The sequence below is a fragment of the Pseudomonas paracarnis genome (genome assembly GCF_904063055.1).
GTDB classification, from domain to species: Bacteria; Pseudomonadota; Gammaproteobacteria; order Pseudomonadales; family Pseudomonadaceae; genus Aquipseudomonas; species Aquipseudomonas paracarnis.
In genome coordinates, this window is the sequence record NZ_CAJFCN010000087.1 from 1 (window position 1) to 448 (window position 448).

At 58.0% G+C, this 448-nt stretch carries 1 pseudogene; it reads left to right on the top strand.

Going from position 1 to position 448, the window contains the following annotated elements:
* Positions 1 to 204 (top strand): annotated as a pseudogene (locus JMV15_RS28855) (hypothetical protein); the annotation flags it as partial.
* Positions 205 to 448: the final 244 nt, after the last annotated feature.

Genomic DNA, 448 nt, shown 5'->3' on the forward strand with positions numbered 1-448 from the left:
CCCGTATTGCAGCGGGCGATCGTGCCAATCCTGGCGAGTGGAAAGCCGCAAGGCTTGGCCCGGGTGGCGAACAACCAGAAAGGCGACAGCGGGCCGAACGGGAGCTACATCGATGAGGCGGACTAGAAGTACAGCCGTCGCCATGATGTGGTGAAGGCGGAGATGAATGTACAGGCGGACGAGCCGGAGCTGGATGAAGTCTGACGGGTTGTACTGAAAGGCAAAAAGGCCGCGATCCTTTGGATCGCGGCCTTTTTTTAGGTTTGGGATTTGCGGTGTGTTTGTGGGCCTCATCGCGGGCAAGCTCGGCTCCCACAGGGATAGGCATTTTCAGCAAGTATGCATTCCAACTGTGGGAGCCGGGCTTGCCCGCGCTAGCCGCGCCTCGGGTTATTTAACTGTTGGAATCTATGGTGCCCAGGTAAGCCACTCCTCCCAAAACTCTTCG